Source organism: Gimesia benthica (assembly GCF_009720525.1).
GTDB lineage: Bacteria > Planctomycetota > Planctomycetia > Planctomycetales > Planctomycetaceae > Gimesia > Gimesia benthica.
The window spans coordinates 4,108,258-4,129,545 of sequence record NZ_CP043930.1 but is presented as its reverse complement, the minus strand read 5'-3'; the positions used below and the strand labels follow the sequence as shown (position 1 = coordinate 4,129,545).

At 49.8% G+C, this 21,288-nt stretch carries 25 protein-coding genes; 14 read left to right on the top strand and 11 right to left on the bottom strand.

The genetic code is table 11. The features are described from left to right. Window positions 1–27: 27 nt before the first annotated feature. The 6 genes from F1728_RS15875 (at window position 28) to F1728_RS15855 (ending at window position 2,876) form a co-directional block, all read left to right on the top strand. Window positions 28–240 (top strand): hypothetical protein, encoded by a 213-nt coding sequence (locus F1728_RS15875; protein ID WP_145045290.1) that lies wholly within the window; start codon window positions 28–30, stop codon window positions 238–240. Next, window positions 240–491, top strand: coding sequence for a hypothetical protein (locus tag F1728_RS31290; protein WP_194242395.1), 252 nt, complete (start codon window positions 240–242; stop codon window positions 489–491). Before F1728_RS15875 ends, F1728_RS31290 begins: the two co-directional genes overlap by 1 nt. After that, window positions 418–810 carry a hypothetical protein gene (locus F1728_RS15870; protein WP_194242394.1) on the top strand — a complete coding sequence of 131 codons (393 nt, stop codon included), beginning with the start codon at window positions 418–420 and terminating at the stop codon, window positions 808–810. The genes F1728_RS31290 and F1728_RS15870 overlap by 74 nt, the downstream gene beginning before the upstream one ends. 130 nt (window positions 811–940) lie before the next feature. Beyond that, window positions 941–1,201 carry a hypothetical protein gene (locus F1728_RS15865; RefSeq protein ID WP_155364946.1) on the top strand — a complete coding sequence of 87 codons (261 nt, stop codon included), beginning with the start codon at window positions 941–943 and terminating at the stop codon, window positions 1,199–1,201. Window positions 1,202–1,221: 20 nt separating this feature from the next. After that, entirely contained in the window at window positions 1,222–1,779 is a 558-nt protein-coding gene (locus tag F1728_RS15860; RefSeq protein WP_155364945.1) for a ParB N-terminal domain-containing protein, read from the top strand. Window positions 1,780–1,871: 92 nt separating this feature from the next. Continuing rightward, window positions 1,872–2,876 (top strand): GNAT family N-acetyltransferase, encoded by a 1,005-nt coding sequence (locus F1728_RS15855; RefSeq protein WP_228030198.1) that lies wholly within the window; start codon window positions 1,872–1,874, stop codon window positions 2,874–2,876. Window positions 2,877–2,890: 14 nt separating this feature from the next. Here the strand turns inward: F1728_RS15855 and F1728_RS15850 are convergent, their stop codons facing one another. Both F1728_RS15850 and F1728_RS15845 read right to left on the bottom strand, forming a co-directional pair. Beyond that, a complete protein-coding gene (locus F1728_RS15850; protein ID WP_155364943.1) occupies window positions 2,891–3,601 on the bottom strand; it encodes a PIG-L deacetylase family protein in 711 nt (236 codons plus the stop codon). 34 nt (window positions 3,602–3,635) lie between these two features. Then, window positions 3,636–4,484, bottom strand: coding sequence for a sugar phosphate isomerase family (locus tag F1728_RS15845; protein ID WP_155364942.1), 849 nt, complete (start codon window positions 4,482–4,484; stop codon window positions 3,636–3,638). Window positions 4,485–4,693: 209 nt separating this feature from the next. Here F1728_RS15845 and F1728_RS15840 point away from each other — a divergent pair, with 209 nt between their 5' ends. The 4 genes from F1728_RS15840 to F1728_RS15825 all read left to right on the top strand — a co-directional run bounded on the left by F1728_RS15840 (window position 4,694) and on the right by F1728_RS15825 (window position 7,889). Next, the gene (locus tag F1728_RS15840) at window positions 4,694–5,356 is read left to right on the top strand and encodes a transaldolase family protein (protein WP_155364941.1); all 663 of its coding nucleotides are present in this window, start codon (window positions 4,694–4,696) and stop codon (window positions 5,354–5,356) included. A 62-nt stretch (window positions 5,357–5,418) separates the two neighbouring features. Further along, window positions 5,419–6,804 carry a sulfatase family protein gene (locus F1728_RS15835; protein WP_155364940.1) on the top strand — a complete coding sequence of 462 codons (1,386 nt, stop codon included), beginning with the start codon at window positions 5,419–5,421 and terminating at the stop codon, window positions 6,802–6,804. Between the two features lie 26 nt (window positions 6,805–6,830). Beyond that, the gene (locus tag F1728_RS15830; protein ID WP_155364939.1) at window positions 6,831–7,589 is read left to right on the top strand and encodes a hypothetical protein; all 759 of its coding nucleotides are present in this window, start codon (window positions 6,831–6,833) and stop codon (window positions 7,587–7,589) included. A 27-nt stretch (window positions 7,590–7,616) separates the two neighbouring features. Further along, the gene (locus tag F1728_RS15825; RefSeq protein WP_155364938.1) at window positions 7,617–7,889 is read left to right on the top strand and encodes a hypothetical protein; all 273 of its coding nucleotides are present in this window, start codon (window positions 7,617–7,619) and stop codon (window positions 7,887–7,889) included. A 20-nt stretch (window positions 7,890–7,909) separates the two neighbouring features. Here the strand turns inward: F1728_RS15825 and F1728_RS15820 are convergent, their stop codons facing one another. The 3 genes from F1728_RS15820 to F1728_RS15810 all read right to left on the bottom strand — a co-directional run bounded on the left by F1728_RS15820 (window position 7,910) and on the right by F1728_RS15810 (window position 11,105). After that, window positions 7,910–8,797 (bottom strand): hypothetical protein, encoded by an 888-nt coding sequence (locus tag F1728_RS15820; protein ID WP_155364937.1) that lies wholly within the window; start codon window positions 8,795–8,797, stop codon window positions 7,910–7,912. Window positions 8,798–9,137: 340 nt separating this feature from the next. After that, window positions 9,138–10,379 (bottom strand): GspE/PulE family protein, encoded by a 1,242-nt coding sequence (locus F1728_RS15815; RefSeq protein ID WP_155364936.1) that lies wholly within the window; start codon window positions 10,377–10,379, stop codon window positions 9,138–9,140. A gap of 75 nt (window positions 10,380–10,454) precedes the next feature. After that, entirely contained in the window at window positions 10,455–11,105 is a 651-nt protein-coding gene (locus tag F1728_RS15810) for an STAS domain-containing protein (protein ID WP_155364935.1), read from the bottom strand. A 741-nt stretch (window positions 11,106–11,846) separates the two neighbouring features. On the opposite strand from F1728_RS15810, the gene F1728_RS15805 reads away from it, so the two are divergent. From F1728_RS15805 to F1728_RS31285, 3 genes are all read left to right on the top strand, one after another. Beyond that, window positions 11,847–12,524: a hypothetical protein gene (locus F1728_RS15805; RefSeq protein ID WP_145045315.1), complete on the top strand. Its 678-nt coding sequence runs from the start codon at window positions 11,847–11,849 to the stop codon at window positions 12,522–12,524. 82 nt (window positions 12,525–12,606) lie between these two features. Continuing rightward, a complete protein-coding gene (locus F1728_RS15800; protein WP_155364934.1) occupies window positions 12,607–13,479 on the top strand; it encodes a hypothetical protein in 873 nt (290 codons plus the stop codon). Next, the gene (locus F1728_RS31285; protein WP_187781897.1) at window positions 13,460–13,621 is read left to right on the top strand and encodes a hypothetical protein; all 162 of its coding nucleotides are present in this window, start codon (window positions 13,460–13,462) and stop codon (window positions 13,619–13,621) included. Before F1728_RS15800 ends, F1728_RS31285 begins: the two co-directional genes overlap by 20 nt. Before the next feature lie 95 nt (window positions 13,622–13,716). On the opposite strand, the gene F1728_RS15795 is transcribed toward F1728_RS31285, so the two are convergent. The 6 genes from F1728_RS15795 to F1728_RS15770 form a co-directional block, all read right to left on the bottom strand. Next, window positions 13,717–14,097 (bottom strand): rhodanese-like domain-containing protein, encoded by a 381-nt coding sequence (locus F1728_RS15795; protein WP_145193965.1) that lies wholly within the window; start codon window positions 14,095–14,097, stop codon window positions 13,717–13,719. Between the two features lie 95 nt (window positions 14,098–14,192). Beyond that, window positions 14,193–15,002 carry an alpha/beta fold hydrolase gene (locus tag F1728_RS15790; RefSeq protein WP_155364933.1) on the bottom strand — a complete coding sequence of 270 codons (810 nt, stop codon included), beginning with the start codon at window positions 15,000–15,002 and terminating at the stop codon, window positions 14,193–14,195. A 60-nt stretch (window positions 15,003–15,062) separates the two neighbouring features. Beyond that, a complete protein-coding gene (locus tag F1728_RS15785) occupies window positions 15,063–15,629 on the bottom strand; it encodes a TlpA family protein disulfide reductase (protein WP_145045324.1) in 567 nt (188 codons plus the stop codon). A gap of 32 nt (window positions 15,630–15,661) precedes the next feature. Continuing rightward, window positions 15,662–17,176 (bottom strand): carboxypeptidase M32, encoded by a 1,515-nt coding sequence (locus tag F1728_RS15780; RefSeq protein WP_155364932.1) that lies wholly within the window; start codon window positions 17,174–17,176, stop codon window positions 15,662–15,664. 102 nt (window positions 17,177–17,278) lie between these two features. Next, the gene (locus F1728_RS15775; protein ID WP_155364931.1) at window positions 17,279–19,573 is read right to left on the bottom strand and encodes a prenyltransferase/squalene oxidase repeat-containing protein; all 2,295 of its coding nucleotides are present in this window, start codon (window positions 19,571–19,573) and stop codon (window positions 17,279–17,281) included. Beyond that, window positions 19,570–19,992: an ExbD/TolR family protein gene (locus F1728_RS15770; protein ID WP_145443172.1), complete on the bottom strand. Its 423-nt coding sequence runs from the start codon at window positions 19,990–19,992 to the stop codon at window positions 19,570–19,572. Before F1728_RS15770 ends, F1728_RS15775 begins: the two co-directional genes overlap by 4 nt. Window positions 19,993–20,386: 394 nt before the next feature. Between F1728_RS15770 and F1728_RS31280 the strand changes: the two genes are divergently transcribed. Beyond that, the gene (locus F1728_RS31280) at window positions 20,387–21,202 is read left to right on the top strand and encodes a hypothetical protein (protein WP_194242393.1); all 816 of its coding nucleotides are present in this window, start codon (window positions 20,387–20,389) and stop codon (window positions 21,200–21,202) included. Window positions 21,203–21,288 lie beyond the last annotated feature (86 nt).

The window sequence follows — 21,288 nt, the reverse complement described above, 5'->3', positions numbered from 1 at the left end:
CCCATTCAGGAAAAAGGAGAAAAGGAGATGGCTGTGGATTTATCCGACAATGTTGCCAATCACATGCTGACGCAACTCATGCAGACTGGAACCGTAGCGCAGAATAACTTTGTGACGGTGCAGAAAATCGTGGATTACGATTACCTGGAAAATAAACGGATGGTGACGCTCGATGAAGCGGTCGGTATTCGTGAAGTCGCCAGTAAAGTCACTCCCGCAGGTCCGTCGCAGGCCAGCTGATGACCGACCCACTGGAAGAACTCATCAGGCAAACAACACTGTTTCATGATCGCCTGATTAACGAAAACAATGAGCTCGACCGGGCGTTCCAGAATGGAACGTTCGGCGAGCTCATGGATTCCTGGAGCGAATTTAATGACAAACGAAACCACGCAGCCGACAAGCTGGAAGGAGAAAATGGCGCAGATGTGGTGGGGCGTGAAAGTGGGGGAACGAGCGGAAAACCTGAGACAGACATCGAGACGCTTTGACAGCGTCGACTCCCTGGTGATGTCCACCCGGGAAAAACTGCTGGGCAAAGAAATTGTAGATAACAATCGTCCTGAGGGCGAAGACATGCACATCGGAGATTACAGCAGCGTCACACATCAATATCTTCCCCCAACAGGCAATGCGGCTGGAACACTCGCCAGGCTGGCTGTGGGAGCTGGACTGCTGGCAACCGGAATCGGCGTGCCGGTCGGCGGTTACTTGATCGCGGATGCGTTACGACAAAAACCACCCACGACAGATGAGATCGTTATCCCTGCCGATCAGGACACGCTCTTCAATCTGGAACTGGTAGAGTAACTTTTCGCGGTAGTTCCCAATCAACACTCCTGACTGAATGCACCCCAAGACAAAAAACGAGCCAAGTCTAAAATAATCGGTATGGACTGTCTCGGAATCATCTTCATTCAGAAAGGAAAAGGTACCACTTATGCCTCACTTTACTGTTTATCTGGCACGAGAAAAAAATGGACACTCGGTGAAACGCCTGGATCGGGAAGCACAAACTCATGTGCTGGCGGCAAAAATCGCGCAAGCGGAATACCCGGAACTGGTCGTCAATGCGGTGCTGGTCAAACACGAACTTATCTCATTCTGTGCCCGTTGTGGCGGCCCCATTTTTAAAGCTGACTATCACAAAGATCAGATTCGACAGCGAAACGATTCTAATCGCTGTCTGGATTGCCTGTAACCCGACTAAAGACCCGGCCCATGGAAATCAAAGATCGCATAAAAAGTTTCAGGCGAATTAAAGCCTCCCAATTGATCCCTAACTCCCGAAACTGGCGAAACCATCCCGCAGCTCAGGAAACAGCGCTGCGAACCATCTTAAATGAGATTGGATTTGCAGCAGCCTGCCTGGTTCGGGATTGTGGTGACGGGAAATACGAATTGATCGACGGTCATCTGCGGGCCAATATCGCCGAAGATACAAAGATCCCCTGCCTGATTTCAGATCTGACAGCCTCGGAAGCAGATCAGGTTCTGGCGACGTTTGACTCGATTACCAGTCTGGCGGAGACTGATCAATCCGCACTCAATGCACTGCTTGGGTCAATTACAACAGAATCAGAAGACCTGCAGGGGTTGCTTCAGAATCTGAAATCCTCATCCCCAGAATTACCTGACCAGGAATCCGGAATCGATGAAACCGAACTGCTCACCGAACGCTTCTCAGTCCTGGTTGACTGCCAAGCTGAAGCGGAGCAACTCACACTTCTGGAATATCTGAAATCAGCAGGTTATCAATGTCGCGCCTGGATCTCATAAGGGAATCGCCTATTGTTCGAACTCCGCGTGTAATGCAACTGGAAGGGATGTTCGGACTCGCAGCAGAAACTCGAAGTCGTGAACAGTGGTCTGTGGAACTTCCACTTTCCGAGCGTCCCTGGAACATCGGTCTGATCGTAGGCCCCTCTGGGTGTGGCAAGACGACCATCGCCAGGGAACTGTTTCAAGATCAGTTCGTCGATGATTTTGTCTGGCCCAGCGAGAAGTGCATCATCGATGCCTTCCCGCAAGCAATGGGTATCAAAGAAATCACCAGCCTGCTCTCATCAGTTGGATTCTCATCTCCCCCCGGCTGGCTTCGTCCGTATCATGTGTTATCCAACGGAGAGCAATTTCGTGTCAGAATGGCTCGGGCCCTGGCGGAACTCTCCGAACTGGTCGTAATCGATGAATTCACTTCCGTCGTCGATCGTATGGTCGCCCGTACCGGCAGCTGTGCGATTGCCAAAACAGTTCGTCGCCGTGATCAACAGCTGGTCGCGGTGGCCTGCCATTATGATATTATCGACTGGCTGAATCCTGACTGGATTTACCAGCCGGCACTGGATGATTTCCAATGGAGGTGCGAAAGGCAACCACGGCCCTCAATCTCCCTTAGAATTGTTAACGTGCATCGAGATGCGTGGCACCTGTTCCGCAAACATCACTATTTAGACGCTTCCCTTCACCAGGCTGCCAATTGTTTTGTGGCACTTGTTGAAGAACAACCAGCTGCCTTCACAGCTGTAATGTATTTTCCACACCCGAAATCTCCTTCCTATCGGGAGCACCGCACGGTCTGTCTACCGGACTATCAGGGAGTGGGCATCGGAAATGCATTGAGTGAGTATGTGGCATCGCTCTACAGTTGCAAGCACCGTTACACGAGTGTCACCGGCCATCCCGCCATGATCCGCCACCGCGCCCGTTCTCCCTTGTGGAAAATGACCCGGAAACCATCCACTGTTCAGAGGCAGGCTGGTTTTGAAAAACAGCGAAAACAAATCGTCGCTTCCAGTCGTGGCCGGTTGACCGCCAGCTTTCAGTACATTGGTCCTTCTCGACAGCGAGACGCACTGCGATTTGGCCTGATTTAATCAGGTACAAAAACTCACCAGGCAACACAGCGTTTCCAGGCCGTATGACTGCGAAACGCTTCCGCAGACGCCACACCGGACTGTGCGCCGCGGGCAACGCACTGCTGCAACATGAGGTCTTGCAAAGGTGAAAAGCTGGCATCTTTGCCTCGCTGTAGCTGACTTTGATGACAATTCAACATCGCGACCTTGGTTTCAACAAAAGAACTGACATCGATATAAAAATGAGGATCAAACTGAGACATATTCACAGTATCCATCCACCAGAGAACTGGTGGTTGCATTAAAGCAGGAGACTCGGTTTTGTTTCCCGCTGATGCACTGAACCAGGTCGCTGCCTCGGCAATCACAGAAGCAGCTCGATGATCTGCATGATAGTCACTCTGTGAATGAGCAAGCACCAGGGTTGGTGTAAACTGGCGGATTATTTCAGTCAGTTGACGACGTTGTTCCAGACTGTCGAATAGAGCCCCATCCGGACTGCCTCCGAAAAACAGCTCTGCCCCAATCAACTCCGCAGCCGCTCGCATTTCATCCTGACGTACTTCTGTCAGATTCTCAACAGGAGGATCAGGCTGACCTTTATCGCCCTGACACATGACACAGATACCAACTGCGGCCCCCTCCTGATTGGCCCGTGCCAGAGTGCCAGCACAGAGCAGTTCTGCATCGTCAGGATGCGCCACCACGGCCAGAATACGTTCCTGATCAAAATCAATCTTCATCTGAAACAACTCAATCTATGAATACGTGAGATATTTATCGCAAACGGATGTCAGGCAACTCTGACACATACTCCGCGACCGTCAATGATACATCCGAGTGCGTTCTCAGCAGCGAAGCAGGGCAGGCACTGGTAACGGGCCCATGTAAAACACGGCGGACGACCGAACTCTGCCAGAGACGGTTGCAGTAAAAGTGCAGTTCCCGGGCCGCTAGAATTTCTTTCATCCCGACCGTGACGGCACGCCAGGGAATAATTGAAATCTCGCCCCCCACGGTAACTGAATTGATGGTTCTCGTCTCTCGTGTCAGATTCAGATTCCGTGTGGGATAGGCAGCAAAAGCTTCAGCAGAAATCTCTTCACCCGGTTCCGGAGGTTCGTTGAAAGCCATGTGGCCATTGATTCCGATTCCACCAAAACAGGCATCCACACCGCCCCGCTGGTCAATAACCCGCTGAATGGCAGCCACATCATTTGGATCCGGACAGATACGATTCTCGGGCAGTGGCGCGAGTTCAGGGTTCACCAGATCATAAAACTTCCGATTCATATAACCGCGAAAGCTCAGGGGGTGTGTGATGTCGACCCACTGATCATCATCGGTCAGATATTCATCCATGTTGATCAGCATCACATCTTGAATGGAATACTGCCGCTGATTGATCATCTCAGCCAGTACAGGATACTGATCAACGGGACCAACGGGTACAATCAATGTCGGTTGACGCCCTGCTTCCCGGGCCCGCTCAATCACATTCAGCATCGCATGGGCCATATGCTCAGCTACGGCAGGCATATCCTTGACCACGGAGAATTTAACATTTGTTCCCTGGGCGATCTCATCAGGAGTAACCTGCAGGTAATCAGGAAATTGTGTGGACATGATGGGGAAGGTTCTTTAACTCGAGGTTCACTTGGGTTGTTACGAAGGTATGGTTTCTGGCAGAATCCAAAAACGCAGCATGGAATAATGGAATCTGATCACTTTATAATAACAGACATTCTTGAGAGATGCTTCCATGCGACAACTTTCAATTTATATCAAACACAATTGCAGTTTTAGTCATTTTATCTACCCCCGAGGAATTCACAATGAAATTGTTTCTGGACAGCGCCATCACAGAGGAGATCAGACACGGACTCGAATACTGGGATCTGGATGGGCTGACAACCAACCCCAAACATATCAAAAGTTCGGGTAAGCCGTTTTTAAAGGTGATCGAAGAAATCGCAGAGCTCTTTGCCGGCACTGACAAACCAGTCAGCGTCGAAGTCAATCCACATATCACTGACTGGGAACAGATTGTCAAAGAAGGCGCTAAGCTGGCGCAGATGTCCCCCAACTTCGTAATTAAAGTGGGAGCCAGTGAGGGGGGATTCAAAGCGATTCGTGAATTGACCAGCCAGAACATTCGAACGAACGCCACCCTGATCTTTTCCGTGGCACAGGCCTGGCATGCAGCCCGGGCCGGAGCTTCTTTTATCAGCCCCTTTATGGGTTGGAAAGAAACCTATGGTGACTCTGCAACCACCTTTATCATGGAAGTAGCTGAAATGCTGGAGCGTCACGAGTACGAATCAGAAATCATTGCAGCTGCAATCCGCAATGGTCGACAGATTGCCGACGTCGCCATTGCCGGCGCTCACTGCGTCACCGCAGGGCTTGGCGTCTATCAGGACAGCATGCAAAATCCCTATACGGTCCACGGCGAAAAAGTCTTTCAGAATGCCTGGGATGAGACTCCCCACGAATAACTCTTCAATCGTTATCTTGTTAACAGATCAATTCCAAGTTTCTAAATAGACCAGGATTTCCCATGCGCTCAGCGAAGATAGACACAGCAAAACCCAATCGCCTGTGGCTGTTTCTGGTTTGCCTGTCGGCTGCCAACTTCAGTCTGCTCATTGAAAGTGCATCGGCTGCCGAGCCAAAGTCACAAAAGCCGAATGTCATCCTCATCTTTACCGATGACCAGGGATCAATTGATGTAAACTGCTATGGCTCCAAGGACCTGATCACTCCCCACATGGATTCTATTGCCAATCAGGGAATTCGCTTCACCCAGTTCTATGCCTCGGCCCCTGTCTGTTCTCCCTCCCGGGCAGGTATGCTGACCGGCCGATTCCCACGACGCGCCGGCGTTCCAGGAAATGTCTCTTCACATCATGGCAAGAGTGGTATGCCGCCGGAACAGGTGACAATTGCAGAAATGATGCGGCAGGCGGGATACCAGACGGCCCATGTCGGTAAATGGCACCTGGGATATACACCCGAAACCATGCCCAACGGACAGGGCTTTGACCGTTCATTCGGGCACATGGGTGGCTGTATCGACAATTATTCTCACTTCTTCTACTGGAATGGTCCGAACCGACATGATCTCTGGGCTAACGGCAAAGAGGTCTGGCACGACGGTGAATTCTTTCCCGATCTGATGGTCAAACAATGTCAGAATTTCATCAAAGAACCTCACGAGAAACCGTTCTTTCTGTACTGGGCCATCAATGTGCCCCACTACCCGTTACAGGGGAAAGACAAATGGCGTAAAAAATACGCACACCTCGAATCCCCCCGTGATAAGTACGCGGCCTTCGTTTCCACCATGGACGACTGCATCGGCGAGGTGTTACAGACTCTGAAAGAAACCGGCTTGCGTGAAAACACGATTGTTATTTTTCAATCCGATCATGGACATTCTACTGAAGAGCGTACATTCGGAGGGGGCGGAAATGCGGGCCCGTATCGAGGAGCCAAATTCAGCCTGTTCGAAGGAGGCATCCGGGTCCCTGCCATGATTTCCTGGCCGGGTACGATTGCGGAAGGAGAAGTTCGTTCTCAACTGGCGACTGGCTGTGACTGGTTGCCAACAATTGCTGACCTGACCGGTGCCCCACTCCCCAGACACAAACTGGATGGAAAAAGCCTGAAAGCTGTAATCGAATCGGCAGAAGCTCCCAGTCCACACGACAATTTCTACTGGCAGATTGGCAAAAGCTGGGCCATCCGCGAAGGTGACTGGAAACTGCTGGGCCATCCCCGAGACACTAGCAATCAGGCTCCCTTAAGCAAGGAAGACCAGCTCTTCCTGATAAATCTCTCCCAGGATATCGGTGAAAAAAAGAATCTGGCCAAACAGTATCCAGAGAAGGTCGAACAACTCAAGCAGATCTATGAGAACTATCTACAATCCCTGACTGACTGATTTCGATTCTGGAATGGACACTCAAGATGCAACAACCATCTGACCGACATACCCCAGGTAGGCGCAAGTCACCTGCCTGGGTCATCTCTGTCGCTGTTTTTCTGGTGATCTATCTGATACTCCAGCAACAGCAGCGGGGGAAACAGCCAGAAGTCCCCGGAAGCAACCATTCTGTGTCTGTCGCGACAGATGGATCAGATCAGGATTCACAGCCGACCAAAATCGATGCAGAACTCCTGCGTCAAACTGCAAGCGATCGAGAACTTCCAGAGTCACAGACCACTTCCTCAGGAAAAGCTGCTGCTCCCGCTAGAAAGACGGTGCGGACTCCAGCCAGTTCGAATCGTCCTCCTCCGGGCTCCAGCAGCGACTCAAAAGAATCGCGTCCTGAACTTGGACAGCTACAGAAGTCCGGAAATCAAGTCTGGGAATCTACGGCAGGATTGACCTATGGTCCTGGCAGCCAGGAAAAACATCGCCTGAAGCATGTCATGCGTCACGCAACCGACCAGCCTCGCCGCCCTGGCAAACACGGTGTCTTTGCAGGAGAGGGCGAACAGGCGAAAGTCCTGGCATTGATCGATGAAGCTTACCTGAAAGCATTACAGGGAGGCAGAACCGTACAAAAAAAGCAGGAGGGGCAACGCACTGTTTACACAGTCGACATGCAACGTCCGGTTGGATACGTCGGTGGCCAGATAGGAAACAGGATGGGAAAACCCCCTGCCAATAAGATCCGACTCGTACTGGAAGGCTCCAGTGTAATTACAGCATTTCCCATGTAACGACTTGTGAAACAGGATCACGCGATAATGTACTACACCGGAATCTGCCCCGCTTGCGAACAGGGGACTCTGGGACTCAGAATCTGTAGCAGTCAGTTGGACCTCGTGATCCTTTGTGATGAATGCGATGCACTGTGGATCTCCAGTGACACATCCGTGAGCCCTGTATTCCCAAAACAACCAGACCTTCCCTGCCCCTCATGTAAAGGCAATCTGAGCGAGCCACCCGCACACTGGGCCGGTCTGGGTGAGATCTACGAAAGAGGCTGGCTGGACTGCGTCAAAGGGATGGCCGACTAAATCTCGCCTGACTCACCCGATTAAAATTCGATTTCCAGAGTCTGCTTTTCTTTGAGAACTTTGGACTGAATTCTGATCGTGTCGCGTGTCGCAGGTATTTTGGAACCAGGAACTTTGACAATCAGCTGAGCCACCCGTTTCTTTAGTGGCAGATAGTCCCCTTTATCCACCGGGCGGATATCGCCTGTAGCCGTGGAAGTGAACGTCGAATTGGGCCAGCGCACATCCCAGGGGATAGCCTGCCGATGACTGTCTGTCCCCAGCACCAACCCCATCAGGTCTGAAGCACGATACCGCGTCGACTTATAACTGGTTGGCAACTTAACCTGGATGATGATCAGATAATCTTCATTCAGATCAGGGTCTTTGGGTACGGTCCAGGCAGTAAAGCTCCCCGCCGTGACGGCATTACCCATCGGTTTGAATTTGAATTCACCTCCACCGCTGCCTGAGCCGTCCCCATCAGTATCACCATCCCCTTTCCCCAGATGCAGGGAAACATCCGCTTCCATTTCTTTCAAGGCTTCTTCCGCCTCACCGGTCAGCGTCTTGACGGGCTGCATTACATCGAACTCAGTCGTTTTGCCTCCAGCCTCTTCCTCAACACGCGTATCCAGAGGACCGTTAAATGCAAATTGATCTTCATCGTCCAGAGTGACTACAGTAGAGAGATGATCGTTGCCCTGCATCCCGCCCACAATCACAATTGCCATGACGGTTAAAATCGTTGAGTGTAACAGGAGAGAAAACAGGTAACCCGTTGCCATGAAGCTGGCGAGCCAGACAAAAATCTTTTCCTTGACGGACAGGACCGGTTCTTCCTCTTCCGAAACCTGATCTTCTGCGGCGGATGATGACCGCTCTCTGAGTTGATTGACTAGAGCTGTATCCTTCACTGGTGATTTCATGGACCGGATCTGGTTCGACATGGACGACGTCGCCGAATGGGAAAAACCAGTCTGACTCTCACGGGTTAGCAGATTGTCAGACGGCTGAGTATTTCTAATGTTCATGGGCTCTGTCTTGCATGATTCGATGATATTATATGCAGACGGCCCGTCTCAGCTAACTTTTCACTGAGACTCTCTACGTCAAATTATATAGTAGAACTACTAGATTTGAATGATTTTTTCTGCAGAACTCCACCTTCGCTGACAGTCGCGAGACCGACAAGCCCGCAACGAAATAGTGTACAGACAGAGCGTGAGCTCATCGATCTGCTATCTGGTCGAGCCTGAAATCACCGTTTCAAACGAGGACCCGGTGCAGTTCCTGGACCGTGGTAATCCCTTCCAGAACCTTGGCTTTTCCAGATTCTTCCATCGTCGTCATGCCATTCTCGGATGCAAGTCGCAAGATTTCAGTCTGTGTCGCCCCCCTCAGGATCGCTTCCCTCAGTTCTCCACGCACTCCCAGAGTTTCAAAGATCCCCGTTCGACCCAGGTACCCCGTCTGGAAACAATGATCACAGCCCGCTCCCATTGCGATTTTGGATTCGGCCAGCTGATCTGAATTGACCCCCAGATATTCACATGCTCCTGAGTCCGGCTGGTAGGGAGCCCGACATTTCTCGCAGATGCAACGAACAAGTCTTTGAGAAATAATTCCCTGCAAACTGTCAGTGATGAACATGGAAGGAATCCCGAATTCTCGGAAAACATCGATCGCCGCCACGGCGTCGTTGGAATGCAAAGTCGAGAGGACACGAATCCCCGTCAGCCCTGCCCGCACAGCAATATGTGCAGTCTCGGAATCTCGAATTTCTCCCACCATGATCACATTCGGATCCTGACGCAAAACTCCACGGAGCGCCTCGGCAAAACTGAACCCGATTTTGGGATCTATCTGAATCTGGTTCACCCCTTCAATACGTCGTTCGACCGGATCTTCAATCGTCGCCAGGCTCATTTCCGGCTGGTTAAGATAATCCAGGCAACTGTAAATGGATGTGCTTTTTCCGGAACCGACCGGTCCGACACTCAGAATCATCCCATACGGAGCTGTACAATATTTGGTGATTTCAGAAGTCTGAGCTTCACTGAGACCGAGTTCGTTAAAATGTGTAAAACGTTTGTGATCCGGCATGAGCCGTAGCACCAGCCGCTCCCCGTGGATGGTGGGACCAGAACCGACACGAATATCGCGACGGTTCTGCAGAGTCTGGTTATTAATGTGTCCGTCCTGGGCCAGCCGCCGTTCTGTAATATCCATATTGGCAGCCAGCTTGAGACGGGAAATCACGGATGCCGCCGCTTCCTTGGGAAGCTGGATGATATCGTGCAACATCCCGTCGACCCTTAATCGAAGCCTTAATCCATCTTCGAGCGGATCTAAATGAATGTCGGTCGCCTGGAGTTGAAAAGCACGCTCCATCAGTAAGTCAACCAGCGGGCCGGGCCCTACTACGTCAATCAGTTCCCGCAGCTCGGCCTGGAGTGCCTGTTGCCGCCCTTCAGTTTTGTTCTCGGTATTCGCAGGAGTATCTGACATGACTCGACTCTTTCTGTCCTAACAATAAGCTTCGGTGAGAGAAATGTGACTGGGAATGGCTGATAATCCAGCTCGTTAAATCAGTTTAAAGAGGCCAAGTCCTCCCAGAACCAGACTGCTGATCAAGACAACCACCCCGAGAATCCGCAAATTCTTTCGACGATCTTTGAGTGCGGTTGCACCCAGAAGCAATCCTGCCAGAGAAAAGGAGATCGTGGCCCCTAACGCGATTTTCGGATCCAGGGTCAGGGTGTCGCTGATGTATAACGCAAAACAGGCCACAGCGGAAAGCACTGCGACAATGCCCAGCAGTATCGGCATTGAAAATGTACGGCGCCGCTCGATTCGTTCTTGTTTAACAGCCTGGCTCAGATGCGCGACTGCCTCCTCTTCGGAAGCGGTGATGAACCACACCTTCTTGAGACCAGAGATATTTAAAACCTCTTCAACCATTTCACTGGTATTCAGGATGGCGGTTTTCCCCCCCTGCTCATCGACCAGCTTCCAGACCTGGATCACGATTGCCACCAGAGAACTATTAATAAAATCCAACCTGGTCAGATCAATGATGACGCTGGGGGACTGCTGATTTTTGACTTCCGTCAGCAATGTGTCGCCGAGAGATTCCAGCTCATCCCAAGCGGATTCGTTCAATTCCGGTAACAATTGCACCTTGAGATGGTCATTGACGGCAGTGATATGATAGGGAACTTCTTCGGTAGCCATGAACCAATCTCCATTGTTTACGATACGTCTGGTATCGGAGGGCCCAGTATCAGCTCAATGCTTCCACATTGATTGCTTAGTTTGAAGTAATGGTCGTCTTACTTTCAAAATACCATTGTGCCCTGATTTTACCTATTGCAATTTGGACCAAACTACGTGATTTACTAAGTATTTTCAGAGAAACGACTTTGCTTCACTACAAGTTAACAGATTTGGATAATCATCTTTATACGACCAGCACATTTCAGTGCACCTGCGATCACATGGCATGCGGAATCTCGAGCGCTGGAAGGAAACCGTCGCCTGCCATTCGGAATCTCTAAGGTCATAAGCACTTAGTATATGCTGACAGGTTGCTGTTATGTCAAGTTTTCCGAAGGTAGCGATTATGTCTGCCAACCAAGTTAGAAAGGTCAAACAGTTAAATGCCAGATGGTTAGCTGAATTTCAGTTTGACTCTGCTTTTTGAGCGTATTTATAATAGGGAAACAACCGATTTGACAAAATAGGTTGTTTTTGCGCACAAGCTCTCGTTAGTATCAAAAGCTTCAACTCAGCAGGATCTGACAGGCTCCAAAGACACATCTGTAAGGGCCACTCCGGAGAATTTTCCAACTTATTTTCTTCCAGGAATAAAGTGGATAGATTCGGCCGAAAACTTAGCACATAATAATATTAAGTAAGAGAGCGATCTCTACCCGAACAGATTGAAGTCTTTCAAAATAGACTCAGGAAAACCCCATGACTCGTTTCAGTAAAATCCTGTTGGTCCTGGTACTGGTATCCAGTATCGCCTTTATGGGATTTGCCGCGGCCTCCGCTGTAGGTGGCCCTAACTGGCTTCAGGAAAAAGATAAGCTGACAAACTACCTGTTTGAATATCAGCCCGGTGAAAATCCGACCTGGACTGTCAAAACCAGAAGAGGTGGTGAGCAGATTTCCTCCTCCCCCGTGCTGGCAAAAGTGATCGTCGCTGCTCAGAAACACCAGATCCAACAACAAAACGAACAACTCTCAGAGATCACCAAACCGATTGCTCCCATGGAGAAAGCTATCCAGAACTGGGAACAAATCAATCAGGTTGATCGACAGGCCATGGATACTAAAGCAGCAGAACTGCAGCAGCAGATCGCGGCGCTGGATACACAGATCACCCAGTTGGCCAATGAAGGTATCAAGATCAGCCAGCAGACCCTGGAAATAAACCAGGAAGCTGCTGAGCGACGTGCAGACGTCTTCCGGCTTCAGGATCAGATCGATGAAATCCGCAATGAGAAATACCTGACCCAGGAACAGCAGAAAACACTGCGTGATTACATCGCAAGAATCGAAGGAAAAGTACATCGGCTCCAGAGACAGAAAACGCTGCTGGAAAACGCAGTCAAGGGATCTGACAACAAAGAGCTTACTCAAAAATAAATCCCTCTGAATTCAGTCTCAGACTGGTTTCAGATTTCACCAGATACAAACTTCAATTTTTATCAATATCAGGAGCGATTAGATGTCGTTTGTCGGCAAGGTACTGGTCGTCGTTCAAGTTGTCCTCAGCGTCTGCTTTATGGGTTTCGCCGGAGCAGTCTTTACAGCACAGACGAACTGGCGTAACGAAAGCCTGAAGCTCAAGGACAATGTAGCCAGCATGCAGAAAAACATGAACGAGCTAGAGTCCGAGTACAGCAATTACAAAACGGAAATGACTCAGAAGATGAATGATGCCCTGAGTCAGGCGCAAACGGCTAAAGCCGCCAATGATGCTCTGAAAGCACAGAATAAATCCTATCAGAATCAGTTGGAGACTGTGCGTGCTGAAAGAGACACTTCGGTAGCCCAGGCTGAAACTACGGGTGAAGAAGCGAACTTTCGTCGTCAGGAATCAGATCGCCAGCGCGTAGTTAACAAAACCCTGCATGACACAATCAATGACCTGCGGGCTAACATCAAGAGCCTGGAAGATACGATTTTCACCAAGAGTATTCAGGAAAAAACTCTGACTGCCAAACATAACAAGGTTCTCGAAGAACTGAATTATCTGAATAAAATTGTCTCCAACCTGGGCATTGATCCAAATGACCCCGCGATTGCAGGCATGCAGGCGCCACCTCCAGCTGTCGAGGGTGTTATTATCAATACCAAGAAAGACAAACGGAACGGAACCAGATTTGTAGAAGTTTCGCTAGGCAGTGATGACGGACTCAGCAAAGGCCATCAACTGTATGTCTATCGATTTGGTAATAAGGAAAATGGTAATCGTCCCAAGTACCTGGGTAAAATTGAATTAGTATATGTTGATCCTGATACAGCAGTCGGGACTGTGATAGACGCCGCCAAGAACGGTGTGATTGAGAAAGGTGATCATGTCAACTCGAAGCTCTAAGTCTAAAGGAAAAGCAGCCACTGCAGAATCAGGTGGCCCGAACATTTATGTCGGCTTACTGTTCGTCTCCCTTGCCGCTTTAGTGACAGGAATTATTTTCCTGCTCATGCAGCTCTCCGCTTATAACTGGGAGCTGGGTTAACGGCAGCAGCCAGTCATAAACCAGTATAGATTCAGAGCCCGTCACCTTTACTGGTGACGGGCTCTGTTTTATTTCAATGCTGGTTTCTACTCTCTTTATGAACCTGCCTCGATCTCATATCCAGCATTCTTCCATCCGCTGAACCCACCGTCCATTGAGATCACTTGAGTGTATCCCATCTTTTGCAGATTATCTGCAGCCAGAGCAGAGCGAAAGCCGCCACCACAGTACAAAATCAATGTGGTAGAGGTATCAGGGAATGCCCGCTCGATATCGCGTTCGATGATCCCCTTCCCGAGATGAATAGCGCCGGGAATGCGTGCTGCCTGAAATTCATGATCTTCACGTACATCAATGAGGTGAAACTCATCGCCCGCTTGCTTACGTGTCTGCACATCTTGCACGGTGCATTCGGTCACTCTTGATTTCGCATCATTCACGATATCCAGAAAACGTTGAGAATGATTTTTACCCATTGTGGGTCCCTTTATATTCTGAGTAAAACAAATCTGACCATCCCGGCTCTCAGCCATGAAGACTTCTAGATAATCGCATGTCTCAACATCGAAGTCTACCTGGCAACAGCTAAGAATTCTTCCATCGCCTGATTGACCTCTTCTGCCGCTTCCAGAGGGGCCATATGCCCCACTCGAGGAATTTCACGACAGCTGGCCTCTGGGAGCCTTACAGCCATTTCCTGCATGATATCCGGAGGTGTCAGGACATCATCACTGCCAACGATGAGTAATGCGGGAATCTGGATCTGATCAAGTACACCCAGAAAATCATCACGCTCCGCCATGCCTCGCTGGCTGGCAGCAATCCCTTCAGGATCTGCTGCTTCGATTTCTGCAATCAGATCCTGTGCAATCTCCGGGTACAAGTCTCGTGATGTCTTACTCAACAGATTAGGGATCATTGCTGAAGCGACAGCTTCGGGGCCATGGCGTAACACCAGATCGACCATTTTTAACCGATTGCTGACCCCCTCTTCGGTATCTACATCGGAACGTGTATCGCAGAGAATCAATGTTTTCAGTTTTTCCGGATAGTGCCTCCAGAACTCCCAGGCAATATACCCTCCCATGGAAAGGCCACAGAAATTCACAGGCTCATCGACTTCCAGTTGCGCAAGTAGTTCCTTCAGATCTTCAGCGTGTTGTTTCATACTCACGGTTCCGACCGTGACATCTGATCCGCCGAAACCTCTCAGATCAGGAGCGATAACAGTATACTGCTGCTGGAAATGTGCAATCTGAGCCTGCCACATTCGATGACTTAACGGAAATCCATGCACCAGCAGCAGAGGGGGCCCTTCCCCGGCGATACTAACCTGCATGCGAATCCCATTTACGTTTTGCTCTAGCTTCTGCTGGCTCATTTTGTTGTCCTTCCTGGAGGTGATTCAGCGATCAGCCCGCGTGACTGGGAGGCGTATTCATCACTGTTGCGCCAGTTTTAAAGCGCGTGCGATTCCCTCTTCCAGAGATTCAGTTCTCTCCGAGTCAACATTCCAGACCACTTTTCCGTCCGTACCGATCACCCAGACCTGTGGGATAAATTCTGCCTTGAATGCAAGCAGAGAATCGATTGCCCCGTATCCATTGGGCCACGTGATTCCCGTTTCGTCCAGCCACTCCTGAATTACGGGAAGCAGATCTTCACCATCGGAGGTTAATCCGACAAACGCCACATTTTGATCTTTGAATTTCTCATGCACCTCCACCAGATGCGGTGCTGCCATTCGACAGGGACCACACCAGGTCGCCCATGCATCAACGACAATCACTTTCCCCTTGAGGTAGTCGTCCTGATGAGGGTCACCATTCACCCAGCCTGCTGCTTGAATGGGAGGGGCCTCGGTTCCCACCTTCAGCTGGGCCATTCCTCCTTCGGGTAAGGTTGACTCCGGCAAACGGAATGCGAACCAGGAAGAAAAAATGACAGCTCCGGTGACAACCAGAGCCAGGGCAATCAGGAAATCTTTTTTAGCGCTGGAATTGGACATATACCTGCTCTCTGCCGTTTTACTTTGATATTTTAGAGGTTGTAGAGCTCGCCATATTTGCGATACAACTGATCGACAAGCGGAACGTGTGAAAGGGTTTCTCCCGTAACCACTTCCAGTAACCGATTCGCTCGATAGCGTTTCCCATGCTGATGAATGTTTTGATTCAACCATTCCTTGAGCGGGCTGAATTCTCCCTGCGCAATGAGGTTGTCCAGGCCTCCCAGTTCACTGTCTGCAGCATTGAAAAAGTGAGCTGCATACATGTTTCCGAGGGCGTATGTCGGGAAGTAACCAATCAGACCAGCACTCCAGTGCACATCCTGCAGGCAGCCATTCGCAGGCGTGTCCGGTGTAATACCAAAGTAACTCGTAAATTTCTCATTCCAGGCTGCCTCAACATCGGCAGGTTGCAGGTCTCCGGATATGAGCGCCTGCTCAAGTTCGAAACGCAGCATGATGTGCAGATTGTAGGTCACCTCATCTGCCTCTACTCGAATATACGAAGGACGTACGTCATTGATCGCCCGATAAAAGTGATCCTGGGCAACATCTGCCAAGGCTTCTGGGAACTGCTGTTGTGCAGACTGATAGAAACAATTCCAAAAAGGACGGCTTCTCCCCACCAGGTTCTCCCACATCCGCGATTGAGATTCATGGATACCCAATGAGGTTGAACTGCCGGCGGGAGTGCCAAAGCATTCCTTGAGTAACCCCTGCTCATAAATACCGTGACCTGCTTCGTGCAACGTTCCAAAAAAAGCACCCGGAAAGTGGTGTTCATCATAGCGTGTCGTCAGGCGGCAATCCCCCGGGCCAATTCCACTGCAGAAAGGATGAGCCGCGATATCAAGTCTGCCGGCATTAAAATCAAATCCAATCTTTTCAGCAGCGGAGAGACTGAACTCTCGCTGCTTTGCAACAGGATATTTTCTGGTCAGGAGGGAGACATCGGGGACAATTCCGGATTCTTTAATCGCAGAGACAAGTTTGACCAGTTCATTACGCAACGGGGTAAAGGCCTGCTCGATCATTTCTGAAGTCGCACCGGGTTCGTACTCGTCCAACAAAGCATCGTAAGCAGTCTGCCCTTCAGATCCGAGCGCGGCAGCCTGTTCGCGTTTGAGACCAATCATCTTTTCGAGCCAGGGCAGGAAATCATTGAACTGATTTTCCTTGCGGGCTTTTACCCACGCATGATGTGAAAGAGTCGCTACCCGAGACAACTCTTCTACAAGTTGACGGGGGAGTTTTGTCATTCGGTCATATTCATGTCGAGCCTCACGAATGTTGGCCTGCTCTACCGAATCTTCTTCCCACTCCGAAGCACTTTCCAGTTCGTTCAGCAAGTCCCCGGTTTCCGGACTGGTAGCCTCCTGATGAACCATTCCTGCCATCATGGAAAGCTGATCTGCTCGATGACTCGCACCATCTGCCGGTAGATATGTCTGTTCATCCCATTCCAGAATTGCAGAACAGGAACTCAGCAGGGCCGCTTGTTTGAGACGTGCGATTAATTGATCGTATGCTTTCTGGGAAGCATTCATGGAGATGTCTTTCTAGTAGATTTTTCCGATAAGCGTGCATAAAGCACACGCTAAAAGATCAGGGATCCTAACCACATTGTATGAGAGATGCAGGTATAGAAATCAACCACTGCCATTCGGAAATTCGAATTCATTCCTGAGATGGTTCATCATCGTAGCGGCCTCCCATCTGATACAGAGGCAAAAATCGATAGTACACTTCCAGACAGAGTGTGCTGATGGTCGTGGAATAAAGCCGTCCACCATATGGTCCCCAGGGGGGCGTGGATCCCAGCTACCTGCATTTTCTCCACGTGTGACCTGCTCTGAAATCAATAGATCTCGTAAGTCCTCATTCCAGTCCCGCCAGGGTGCTCCCCCGTATTGATACATCGCCAGAGTGCCGTAGTACCAATAGTACAGATTGTATTCTGAGAGGCGTGGAGGGCGATCTGAAATAAACTGAATTGCTTCTCGACAGGCTGGGTTATCTCTCCTGATTCCCAGCATCTGTTTGCAAAATAAGGATTCTGCAGTCATCGCCGATGTTGGCGGAGTGGCAGGCTCCATTAATCGATAGGTTGCCAACCCATTATTCTTACCGAGACTGCGTTCCTTTAAAAATTTCACCATCAGCCGTTTGGTATCAGAAGGGATAGGGATACCGGCAATTTCAGCACTCTTGAGCGCCATCAGTTGCCAGCCAAACATGCTCATGTCACTTTTCTGTCCTTTGACATAGCGCCATCCTCCATCATAGGGGTTCTGATTTTCTACGATATAGGCAACGGCCCGCCCCACGGCTTCGCGCAGCTGAGGGTTTGACCGCGGATCCGACTGTAATCCATAAGCTTCGGCCAGAGCATAGGTCGCCATCGCATGCGAATACATGCGTGCATAGTGTGTCGCTTCTCCACCCAGAAAACCATTCGACCGCTGATTCTCGACCATCCAGCTAATCGCACGTTTGAGGTTATCTGAATAATCTCCCTCTTCCTGGGTGTAGCCCGCCCCGAGAAAAGCCAGAATCGCGAGTGCAGTCAGCCCTGAATCGGCCTGTATCCCTGCATTACGACGGTCAATTCCCTGTTCGTCGATACGCACTTTACCTGCGCCAAATCGATCTGCATCCCAGAATCCGGCTGGTTCCTGATGTGTCGCCAGCCATTTCAAACTCGCTTCCACCGCACGTTCTGATTCTTCCGTTCCACCAAAGCGTTGAGCGATTTCCTTGCGTTTCGAAAGATTTCTCAATCGATAAGTCGCAGGAATATTTGCTTTGGTACGATTTGAAACCGCATCAAAACTGGGACGCATTGCATCCGGTTGTAAACCCGGCCTGTTAATTGTCAGCGGCAACGAACTGCGTTCAGCCATCAATCGCTGTGCGTCAGGGTTTTCCTTACCCGCTGTAGCCTGAGGTGAAGAGCGTTTAACAGTCCCCTGCGATACAGAACGGGTAGATCGGGTTCTTCGACGAGAAAACCTTGGCTCGGTCGGTGCAGAATTCGCCTGTGTCTGACTTGCTGAGTCAGTTTCTACTCCCGTTGGTTCAATCTTCAGATTGGACGGAGCAGGTCCAGTCCTGCGGGAAACCATGGAATCTTTGGCATTCCGTTCCAGTTTCGATTGCGGATCAACTTGCGAATTCAAGGCCAGCGTCTGTTTTTCGCTGCTGAACGATGGCTGAATTCGATCTACGGCCCCGGGCGCTGATTGACGTTTCACATCCTGATTCGTCTGACCAATCCGGATCATTCTACTCCGTTCGCGGGAGGTCGAAGGTACCGAGACCTCTGCCCGGGATTCCGCTGTTGTGTCAGTGATCTCCAAGGGGGCGACTGCCTGAATTTTCTTTTGGCTGACGCTCTCTCGCTCTACCCGGGCGGGTGTGATCGGTAAATCGGCCTCCGAGATCAGATCAGGCATCGGCATTTCCGAGATTTCCTGGGGAAGTTCTTTCTCAGGTGGTGCCATCAAAGGATCAAATTCGGGACGTGTGAGTTCGATACGGGATAATTCCTGTTTCTCAGGCTGTTGTAACTGATCCCAGACAGGAGTGTTCCCGGGCTCCTTGTTTTTATTGGTCTCCGTACTTTCAGCCTGAAGAGTGAATTTCTGCTGATCTTTTTCTTTTCGCTCACGTTCCTCAGCCAACTCTGCTTTACTCAGGGACTGGGGGGCCTGTTCAGGCCAGAGCGTGACGACCCCCAGGGACAATGACAAATGCACGATTATCGAAAACAAGAGTGCCTTGGATGATGCATTACTGTCTCCCCAGCGCGTCACCAGCATTGAGAGCAGATGGATGGATGCAAATAACGCTGCCAGGATAAGGATCCCCCACAGAATCTGCTCAAACGTGATGGCACGTCCTGACAGAATTCTTTCGATGAGGTTATGCAGTCGATCGTTCATTTTGAGGATTCGTCACTCAATCTATTCGCTAAGGAGACAGACCGGATGTTAACTCGATGACAGACATCCAGAACATTCATCACATTCTGGTAAGGCCCCGTTGAATCCCCTCTGATGACTACAGACTGTCCAGGAAAATTCTTGACGGCCTCTTTCAAGGCTGTCTCCAGTTCTGTCAGCGTCTTCTTTTCTCCCTGAAGTGTGACTTCACCATTCTGGCTTACATTGACTATGATATCATCCGGAAGGTTGGTCAGTGGCTTCGCATCAGTCACTGTAGGGAGTTGAATGTCATACTGACGCTCCATTTCAGTGAACTGTGTACCGACCATGAAGAAGATGATCAGCAAAAATACAATGTCAATCATGGGGGTCAAATCGAGCTTGGGCTCTTCAACGGTCCCCGTTTTTAGCGGCATCTTCAGGTTCCTGTTCGAAGCTGTGTGATCCCTGAAAACAGGGATTCTCGCCCCGGAATTCAGACGGATATGGTCTTTAATACTTTATGCGAAGAGTTATATTTGTTTCAACAGGTGAATTTTCAGAGAGCTTCTGATTCTTCAATACATACTACCACTTGGGTCATCTGTTTTGATTGACTCTAATACCCCTATTCCTGTTTCCGTGTCATTTTTTACAGGAACTGCTCGAGATGGGAGCGACGTTTTCCAGAAATCACTTTCAGGTAACATGTTAAGTAAAATAATAACCAGTCTGGACAGATTCTCACACCCCGATGAGCTCACATATGAGGGGCAAAACACATTATCTCTGACTGGTTCTATCCGCCATCTACCCAAGAAGGCGTTATTATTGATCAATTCCCTCAGTCTGGATGCCCCCCTGGTTGCCATTACCTGGCTCTGGTGCTTCTCTCGCATATACAATTGCTCCGTCATTCCAGCCCACTACTACATATTATTTAGTGTCACCTGGCTGGCCTATTCCGGAGATCGACTGCTGGACACGCTGAGAACCCCTGGGAGCATTAGAAATACTCCGCGCCACCGGTTTACCTCTCAGCATTTCATACTTTTACTTGGACTCTGGTTACTTATAGCCACGTTTTCCGTTTGTTTCCTGCTGGTGGCAATTAACTCGACAGAATTGAAGTGGGGCTTTTGCCTGTTATCAGTACTGGCATTGTATTTCGCGAGTTGCTTTTGTTTCCCTCATCTGGCAAGAAGTTTACTGCCGAGAGAATTTCTGGTTGGAATGTTTTTTTCCATCGCAACCCATTTTTTTATTGTTGTCCAACAACCAGCCTGGGCTCCTTACCAATTCTGGACCGGCTTCAGTTTTTTTGCTATCTGCACTTTGAACTGCCTTGCCATCTCCCGCTGGGAGTTTACTTCCGATTTAGACGCCCGGGAAGTAACCTTTTTTACCAGCAGTCCTGCACGGCTACAGCAGTTTCATTATCTACTGTTTGTCTTTCTCATTCTTCAGTCAGTCATTTCTGTATTAATGATGTGGAAGCAACAGATACCAGCGTTCGAACTATCCCTGCTCTTAAGCACGTTACTCTTGATCGGACTGGATCGCGGAACTGTCAGTTTACGCTTAAAACCAGTTTTAGCAGATCTGGCACTACTAACTCCCTGGTTAATCCTGAGTATTGTATCATGAATTTCAATCGGGTCGCTCCCTACTTTGAGCGATTGGAGAAGATTGTATTTAGAAATCAGATGCAACTTTGCCGTACCGTGTATTTA